Annotated in this window: 1 protein-coding gene; it reads left to right on the forward strand. The window is 74.0% G+C overall.

Features of this window, described 5'->3' with window-relative positions:
• A partial coding sequence (locus K6I34_RS23005) for a type I polyketide synthase (protein WP_229328227.1) occupies positions 1–10042 on the forward strand: 10042 nt, incomplete at both ends.

Below are 10042 nucleotides of genomic sequence, written 5' to 3' on the forward strand. Positions count from 1 at the left end.
CCTCGCCCGCGCCCCGCACGCCGAGACGGCCGACGGGACCCGGCCCGCCCACGGCACCGCCCTGGTCACCGGCGGCACCGGCGCCCTGGGCGCCCACGTCGCCCGCACCCTCGCGAACCGGGGCATCGAGCACCTGCTGCTGACGAGCCGTCGCGGCCCGGACGCGCCGGGCGCGGACGCACTGCGCGAGGAACTCACCGCACTGGGCGCCCAGGTCACCATCGCCGCCTGCGACATCGCCGACCGCGACGCCCTGGCCGGACTGCTCGCCTCGATTCCCGAGCAGTACCCGCTGACCACCGTCGTGCACGCCGCGGGCGTCCTCGACGACGGCGTCCTGGACGCCCAGACCCCGGCCCGCCTGGCCGCGGTGCTGCGCCCCAAGGCCACCGCCGCGCTCCACCTGCACGAGCTCACCCGCGAGCTGGACCTGAGCGCCTTCGTGCTGTTCTCGTCCATGGCCGCCACCTTCGGCGCCGCGGGCCAGGCCAACTACACCGCCGCCAACGCCTACCTCGACGCGCTCGCCGAACAGCGCCGCGCCGAGGGGCTGCACGCCGTCTCGCTGGCCTGGGGTGCCTGGGCCGAGGGCGGCATGGCCACCGACGAGCTGGTCGCCGAACGCCTCCGGCTGTCCGGGCTGCCCGCGCTCGCCCCCGAACTGGCCACCGCCGCCCTGTGCACCGCCCTCGACCTGGACGAGACCTTCTCCCTGGTCGTGGACATCGACTGGGACCGGTTCGCGCCCGGCCTCACCGCCATCCGCCCCAACCCGCTGGTCGCCGACCTCCCCGAGGCACGGCAGGCGATCGAGGCGGCACGGACGGCCGAGGGGAGCGGCACCGCCGACGCCTCCTCCTTCGGAGACCGGCTGGCCGCCGCCGCGACCGAGGAGGAACGCGAGGCGCTCGCCCTGGACTTCGTCCGCACCCAGGTGGCGGTCGTCCTCGGCCACCCCGGACCGGAGTCCGTCGAACCCACCCGGGCCTTCCGCGACCTCGGCTTCGACTCGCTCACCGCGGTCGAGATCCGCAACCTGCTCGGCTCGCTCACCGGGCTGCGGCTCCCCGCCACGATCATCTTCGACTACCCGACCCCGGTCATCCTGGCGGAGTTCCTCCAGGAGGAACTCGTCGGTTCCCGCCCGGTCGCCTCCGGCCCCGCCGCCCCCGTGGCGGCCGTCGCCGACGACCCGATCGCGATCGTCGGCATGAGCTGCCGCTTCCCCGGCGGCGTGACCACCCCCGAAGAGCTGTGGAAGCTGCTCATATCGGGCCAGGACGCGGTCACCGGCTTCCCCGCCGACCGCGGCTGGGACGTCGAGGCGCTCTACGACCCGGAGGGCGCTGCCGAGAACACCACATACGTCCGTGAAGGCGGCTTCCTGCACGACGTCGCCGACTTCGACCCGGCGTTCTTCGGCATCTCCCCGCGCGAGGCCCTTGCCATGGACCCGCAGCAGCGCCTGCTGCTGGAGACGTCCTGGGAGGCCTTCGAGCGGGCCGGGATCGACCCGGTGACACTGCGCGGCCAGCAGGTCGGCGTCTTCGCCGGCACCAACGGCCAGGACTACCTGCCGGTCATCCTCGCCGCCCCCGGCGGCTCCGAGGGCTTCATGGGCACGGGCAACGCGGCCAGCGTGCTGTCCGGCCGCGTCTCCTACGCCCTGGGCCTGGAGGGCCCGGCTGTCACGGTCGACACCGCGTGCTCGTCCTCGCTGGTCGCCCTGCACTGGGCGATCCAGGCGCTGCGCGACGGCGAGTGCTCGCTCGCCCTCGCGGGCGGCATCACCGTGATGTCCACCCCCGGCAACTTCATCGACTTCAGCCGCCAGCGCGGTCTGGCCACGGACGGCCGTATCAAGGCGTTCGCGGCCGGGGCGGACGGTACGGGCTGGGGTGAGGGTGTCGGCATGCTGCTCGTGGAGCGGCTGTCGGACGCGCAGAAGAACGGCCACCCGGTACTGGCGATCGTGCGCGGCTCGGCGATCAACCAGGACGGCGCCAGCAATGGCCTGACGGCCCCCAACGGCCCGTCGCAGCAGCGCGTCATCCGCCAGGCGCTCGCAGGCGCCGGTCTGACGACCGGTGACGTGGACGCGGTCGAGGCGCACGGTACGGGCACGACGCTGGGCGACCCCATTGAGGCGCAGGCGCTGCTGGCCACGTACGGTCAGGACCGCGACGGCGACCGGCCGCTGTACCTGGGCTCCATCAAGTCCAACTTCGGCCACACGCAGGCCGCGGCGGGTGTCGCGGGCATCATCAAGATGGTGCTGGCGCTCCAGCACGGTGTGCTGCCGCAGACCCTGCACGTGGACGCGCCGTCCCCGCACGTCGACTGGTCGGCGGGCGAGATCGCGCTGCTGACCGAGGCCACCGCATGGCCCGAGACCGGCCGCCCGCGCAGAGCCGCCGTCTCCTCCTTCGGTATCAGCGGCACCAACGCCCACACCATCATCGAGCAGGCCCCGGCCGAGGAGACCGCCGGTGACGCGGACGGGCCGGGCGCGGTCCCGTCCGTGCTGCCCATGCTCCTGTCCGCCCGCACCGTCGATGGCCTGCGGGCCCAGGCCGAGCGGCTGCGTACGCACCTGACCGAGGCACCGGACGCCGCGCTGACGGACGTCGGCCACTCCCTGGCCACGCGGCGCGCGGCCTTCGAGGAGCGGGCCGCGCTGGTCGTCGCCGACCGGGATGCCCTGGTGACGGGCCTGGAGGCTCTGGCACGTGGTGAGTCGGCCGCGGGTCTGGTGACGGGTTCCGCGGTCGGTGGCAAGACGGCGTTCCTGTTCACGGGTCAGGGCAGCCAGCGGCTCGGTATGGGCCGTGAACTGTACGCCGCCTTCCCGGTGTTCGCGGATGCGCTGGACGAGGTGTGCGCGCACCTGGACGGGCACCTTGAGCGTCCGTTGAAGGACGTGGTGTTCGGCGAGGACGCCGAGCTGTTGGACCAGACCGGCTTTACGCAGCCTGCGCTGTTCGCGATCGAGGTGGCGCTCTTCCGTCTCGTCGAGCAGTGGGGCATCAAGGCGGACTTCCTTTCCGGCCATTCGATCGGTGAGTTGGCTGCTGCGCATGTGGCGGGTGTGCTGTCGCTGGAGGATGCCTGCACGCTGGTGGCGGCTCGTGGTCGTCTGATGCAGGAGCTTCCGGCCGGTGGCGCGATGATCGCGGTGCAGGCGTCTGAGGACGAGGTCCTTCCGCTGCTGACCGATGGTGTGAGCATCGCTGCTCTCAACGGTCCGCAGTCGGTGGTGATCGCTGGTGACGAGGACGCGGCTGTCGAAATTGCCGCGACGTTCGAGGCGCAGGGTCGTAAGACCAAGCGTCTGACGGTCTCTCATGCGTTCCACTCGCCGCGTATGGACGGCATGTTGGAGGAGTTCCGTGCGGTGGCCGAGGGGCTGTCGTACGAGACCCCCCGCGTCCCGATCGTTTCCAACCTCACCGGCACCCTGGTCTCCGTCGAGGAGATCACTTCGGCCGAGTTCTGGGTCCGTCACGTCCGCGAGGCCGTGCGCTTCCTCGACGGCATCCGCACTCTGGAAGCCCAGAACGTCACCACCTTCGTCGAGCTCGGCCCCGACGGCGTGCTCACCGCCATGGCACAGGACTGCGCCACCGGCGACGACCTGGCCTTCGTCTCTGCGCTCCGCAAGGACCGTGGCGAGGCCGAGACGCTCACCGCCGCCGTCGCCCGGGCGCACGTCCGTGGGGTGAAGGTGGACTGGGCCGCGTTCTTCGCGCGCACCGCCGCCGTACGCGTCGACCTCCCCACCTACGCCTTCCAGCGCCAGCGTTACTGGCCGAAGGTGTCCTCGCTGTACCTCGGTGACGTCGCGGCCGTGGGCCTGGGCGACGCCGGGCACCCGCTGCTGGGCGCGAGCGCCGAACTGCCCGACGCGGGCGGGGTGTTGTTCACCGGCCGCCTCGCGCTGTCGACGCACCCGTGGCTCGCGGGCCACACCATCATGGACACGGTCCTGCTGCCGGGCACGGCCTTTGTCGAGCTGGCGATCCGTGCCGGTGACCAGGTCGGTTGCGAGTACCTGGAGGAGCTGACGCTGGAGGCGCCGCTGGTCCTGCTCGAGCAGGGCGGCGTCCAGCTGCGGCTTTCGGTCGGTGCCCCCGACGAGTCGGGCCGCCGCACCCTGGCCCTGCACTCCCGGCTCGAGGACGTCCCGTCCGAGGAGCCGTGGACCCGGCACGCCAGCGGCGTCCTGGCCGAGGACCGCTCAGCGCCCGCTTTCGAGCTCAGTGTCTGGCCGCCGGAGGGTGCCGTCGAGGTGGAGCTGGGCGACCGCTACGCGGGTCTGCTCGACATCGGCTTCGCCTATGGCCCCGACTTCCAGGGCCTGCGCAAGGCGTGGCGGCGGGACGGCGAGATCTTCGCCGAGGTGCTGCTGCCCGAGGAGACCCGGGAAGAGGCGGGCCGCTTCGGGCTGCACCCGGCGCTGCTCGACTCCGCGCTGCACGCCATCGGCCTCGGCGGCCTGGGCGTCAGCGACGACACCGGCCGACTGCCGTTCGCCTGGAGCGGGGTGTCGCTGTACGCGAGCGGCGCGGCCGGCCTGCGCGTCCACCTGGCGCCCGTGGGCGCCGAGGGCGTCCGGCTGGAGATCGCCGACGTGACCGGTGCCCCGGTCGCCGCCGTCGAGTCGCTCGGGCTGCGCCCGGTCTCGGCCGAGCAACTGCGGACCGCTCGTACCGCCTACTACGAGTCGCTGTTCCACATGGAGTGGACGGAGCTCGCCCACGCTACGGCCACTACCGGCCGTTGGGCCGCCCTCGGTGGCGCCGGGGAACTTGTCGGTGCCGATGTCCCCGCCCACGCCGACCTGGCCGCGCTCGCCGCGGCGGTCGACGCGGGCACCCCGGCGCCGGAGTTCGTGTTCGCCTCGCCCGGCGCGGCCGGAGGCGCGGACGCGGCGGCCGCCGCGCACCACGCCTCCGCCGAGGCGCTGGGCCTGGTGCAGGAGTGGCTGGCGGACCAGCGGTTCGCCGACTCCCGGCTCGTCGTCCTGACGTCCGGTGCTGTCGCCGCCGTACCGGACGAGCCGGTGACCGACGTGGCACGGGCCGCCGTCTGGGGCCTGCTGCGCTCGGCGCAGTCGGAGAACCCGGACCGGCTGCTGCTGGTCGACCTCGACGGGCAGGAGGAGTCCCGCCGTACGCTCCCCGGCGCCCTGACGACGGGCGAGCCGCAGGTCGCGCTCCGCGCGGGTACGGCGTACACGCCCCGCCTGACGCGGGTGGCCGTGGACGCCGACGCCGAGCGGGACTTCCGTCCGGCCGCCGACGGCACGGTGCTGGTCACCGGCGCCAGCGGCTCGCTGGGCGGGCTCGTGGCCCGGCACCTGGTGGACGGGCACGGCGTACGGCACCTGCTGCTCGTCAGCCGCCGCGGCGGCGAGGCCCCCGGCGCCGAGGAACTGGCGGCCGAACTGGCCGGTTCCGGTGCCTCCGTCACCTGGGCGGCCTGCGATGTGGCCGACCGGGAGGCGCTGGCCGCCGTCCTCGCGGACGTACCGGCCGCGCACCCGCTGACCGCCGTCGTGCACACCGCCGGTGTCCTCGACGACGGCACGATCGGCTCGCTGACCCCTGAGCGCGTCGACCGCGTCATGCGCCCGAAGGTGGACGCGGCCTGGAACCTGCACGAGCTGACCCAGGGCTTGGACCTCGCGGCGTTCGTCCTCTTCTCGTCGTCCTCCGGTGTCTTCGGCGGTCCGGGCCAGGGCAATTACGCCTCTGCCAACGCCTTCCTGGACGCGCTCGCCCAGCACCGCAGGGCCGCGGGTCTGTCGGCGACCGCTCTCGCCTGGGGCCTGTGGGCCGGTGGCGGCATGGGCGGCACCCTGGACGAGGCCGACATCAGCCGCATGCGGCGCGCGGGTCTGCCGCCGCTGCCGGTGGCCGAGGGCCTGGACCTGCTCGACACCGCCCTGCGGATGCGCGACGCGGCTGTCGTGCCCATGCGCGTGGACACGGCGGCCCTGCGCACCGTGGCGGCCTCGGGCGTCATCTCGCCGCTGCTGCGCGGCCTGGTCCGGGTGCCGGTACGGCGCGCGGCGGAGGCCGGCACGACCGGCGACGCCACCGGACTGGCCGGACGCCTCGTCGGGCTGAGCCCGGCGGAGCAGGAGCGGGCGCTGCTGGATCTGGTGCGTGGTCAGGTGGCGGCTGTCCTCGGTTATGCGGGGGCGGAGACGGTCGGTTCGGGCCGGGCGTTCAAGGAGCTCGGTTTTGATTCGTTGACGGCGGTGGAGCTGCGGAATTCGTTGAACGCGGTGACGGGGCTGCGGCTGCCGGCGACGTTGATCTTCGATTACCCGGATCCGGCCGTCCTGGCGCGTCATCTGCGGGCGGAGCTGGTCGGTGACGAGGTCGTGACCGCGGCCCCGGAGACCGTCGTCGCCGTCGCCGACGACGACCCGATCGCCATCGTCGCGATGAGCTGCCGCTACCCCGGCGGGGTCCGTACCCCCGAAGAGCTGTGGCAGATGATCGCCACGGGCAACGACGGCATCTCGCGCTTCCCCGACAACCGCGGCTGGGACCTGGACGCCCTCTACGACCCCGACCCGGAGACCCCGGGCACCTCCTACGCCCGCGAGGGCGGCTTCGTCCACGACGCCGCCGACTTCGACCCGGCGTTCTTCGGCATCTCGCCGCGCGAGGCCCTTGCCATGGACCCGCAGCAGCGCCTGCTGCTGGAGACGTCCTGGGAGGCGTTCGAGCGCGCGGGCATCGACCCGCTGTCGGTGCGCGGCAGCCGGACCGGCGTCTTCGCCGGCGTGATGTACCACGACTACGGCTCGCGTCTGCACGCCGCGCCGGAAGAGGTCGAGGGCTACCTCGGCACCGGCAGCTCCAGCAGCGTCGTCTCCGGCCGCGTCGCGTACACCTTCGGCCTGGAGGGCCCGGCCGTCACGGTCGACACGGCGTGCTCGTCGTCGCTGGTGGCCCTGCACCTGGCCGCGCAGGCCCTGCGCAACGGCGAGTGCTCGCTGGCCCTGGCGGGCGGTGTCACCGTGATGTTCACCCCCGGCACCTTCATCGAGTTCAGCCGCCAGCGCGGGCTCGCCGCCGACGGCCGCTGCAAGTCCTTCGCGGCCGCCGCCGACGGCACCGGCTGGGGCGAGGGCGCGGGCATGCTCCTCCTGGAGCGGCTCTCCGACGCCCGCAGGAACGGTCACGACGTGCTGGCGGTCGTCCGCGGCTCGGCGGTGAACCAGGACGGCGCGAGCAACGGCCTCACCGCCCCCAACGGCCCGTCGCAGCAGCGCGTCATCCGCCAGGCCCTGGCCAACGCGCGGCTCACCACCGACCAGGTGGACGCCGTCGAGGCACACGGCACCGGCACCACCCTGGGCGACCCGATCGAGGCCCAGGCTCTGCTCGCCACCTATGGCCAGGAGCGGCCGGACGGGCAGCCGCTGTGGCTCGGCTCGGTCAAGTCGAACCTGGGCCACACCCAGGCCGCCTCCGGCGTCGCGGGCATCATCAAGATGGTGCTCTCCATGCGCCACGGGCTGCTGCCCAAGACGCTGCACGTGGACGAGCCCTCGCCGCACGTGGACTGGACGGCGGGCGCCGTCGAGCTGCTGACGGAGGCCAGGGAGTGGCCGGAGACGGGCCGTCCGCGCCGTGCGGGTGTGTCGTCCTTCGGCATCAGCGGCACCAACGCGCACGCCATCATCGAGCAGGCCCCCGAGGCCGACGTCACCGAGGCCGCGGCCGAGCCGCAGCCCCCCGCCGACGCCGCCGGGCCGCCCTTCGTGCCCGTGCTGCTGTCCGCACGCGGCGAGGACGGGCTGCGGGCCCAGGCCCAGCGCCTGCGCGCCCACGTCGGCGAGCGGGCGACGGCCACGGACGGCGACCGTCCGCGGCCGGGTCTGCCCGACCTCGGCTACTCGCTGGCCACCACCCGCGCCGCGCTGGAGCACCGGGCCGCGCTGGTCGCCGCCGACCACGACGAACTGCTGCGCGCCCTGGACGCGCTGGCGCGCGGCGAGGCCGACCCGGCGCAGGTGCTGCGCGGCACGGAGACCGACGGCAAGGTGGCGTTCCTGTTCACCGGACAGGGCAGCCAGCGGCTCGGCATGGGTCGCGAGCTGTACGCGGCGTACCCGGTGTTCGCGGAGGCGTTCGACGCGGTCTGCGACGCGCTGGACGGGTATCTGGATCAGCCGCTGAAGACCGTGGTGTTCGGTGACGACGCCGCTCTGCTCGACCAGACCGGCTGGACTCAGCCCGCGCTGTTCGCCATCGAGGTGGCGCTGTTCCGCCTCGTCGAGGCGTGGGGCGTCAAGGCCGACCTTCTCTCCGGTCACTCGATCGGTGAGCTGGCCGCCGCGCACGTCGCCGGTGTGCTGTCGCTGGAGGATGCCTGCACGCTGGTGGCGGCTCGTGGTCGTCTGATGCAGGCCCTGCCGGCCGGTGGCGCGATGATCGCCGTCCAGGCGTCGGAGGACGAGGTCCTGCCGCTGCTGACCGACGGCGTGAGCATCGCCGCCCTCAACGGCCCGCAGTCCGTCGTGATCGCCGGTGACGAGGACGCGGCACTCGCGATCGCCGCGACCTTCGAGCAGCAGGGTCGCAAGACCAAGCGGCTCACCGTCTCGCACGCCTTCCACTCGCCGCACATGGAGCCCATGCTCGCGGACTTCCGGAAGCTCGCGGAGGGCCTGACCTTCCACGCCCCGAAGATCCCGATCGTCTCCAACCTCACCGGCGCCGTGGTCGCGGCCGACGAGATGCGCCTGCCCGAGTTCTGGGTCCGTCACGTCCGGGAGGCCGTCCGCTTCCTCGACGGTGTGCGCGCCCTGCGCGCGGCCGGTGCGACCACCTTCGTCGAACTCGGCCCGGACGGCGTGCTCTCGGCGATGGCCGAGGAGTGCCTGACCGACACCGCCGAAGCCGCCGACGTGGCTTTCGTCCCCGTGCTGCGCACCGGCCGCCCCGAGGCGCGGACGCTCGCGACCGCCCTCGCCCTGGCCCATGTGCGGGGCGTCACCGTGGACTGGGCGGCGTTCTACGCGGGCACCGGCGCCGCACGCGTCACCCTGCCCACGTACGCCTTCCAGCGCCGCCGTTACTGGCTGGACGTGGGCATCTCCGCCGAGGACGTGGCGTCCGCGGGCCTGGCGACCGCGGGGCACCCGCTGCTGGGCGCGGCGGTCGAACTGCCCGACACCGGCGGCTTCGTGTTCACCGGACGGCTGTCGCTGCGCAGTCACCCCTGGCTGGCCGACCACGCCGTCATGGACACCGTGCTGCTGCCGGGTACCGCCTTCGTCGAGCTGGCGCTGCGCGCGGGCGAGGAGGCGGGCTGCGACAGCGTCGAGGAGCTGACCCTCCAGGCGCCGCTCGTCCTGCCCGAACGCGGCGCCGTCCAGCTGCGGCTGGAGCTGGCGGCCGCCGACGAGGCCGGACGGCGGGCGGTGAGCCTGCACTCCCGCCCCGAGGAGGCCGACACCCAGGCTCCGTGGACCCGGCACGCCACCGGCGTCCTGGCCCCCGCCACGGCGGCCCCCGCCGAGCCCTTCCCGGCCGAGTGGCCGCCCGCCGGGGCGACCGCCCTCGACACGGCCGGCTTCTACGAGGGCGCGGCCGCCGCGGGCCTCGGCTACGGCCCCGTGTTCCAGGGCCTGACGGCCGCCTGGCGCGACGGCGAGGAGCTGTACGCCGAAGTCCGGCTGCCGCAGGGCTTCGAGACCGAGGCCGGTGCGTTCGGGATGCACCCGGCGCTGCTGGACTCGGCGCTGCACGCGCTGGGACTGGACGGTTCCGGCGAGGGCGCGCGGCTGCCGTTCGCCTGGACCGGGGTGCGGCTGCACGCCACCGGAGCCGCGGGCCTGCGGGTCCGGCTGCGGCCGAACGGCGGCGGCGCGGCGCTCGAACTCGCCGACGCCACCGGCGCGCCGGTGGCCTCCGTCGACCAGCTGGTGCTGCGCCCGGTCTCGGCCGAGCAGCTGGCCACCTCGCGCACCGCGCACCACGAGTCGCTGTTCCGGCCCGAGTGGACGGCGCTGCCG

This window comes from Streptomyces sp. UNOC14_S4, assembly GCF_020740835.1.
Classification (GTDB): Bacteria; Actinomycetota; Actinomycetes; order Streptomycetales; family Streptomycetaceae; genus Streptomyces.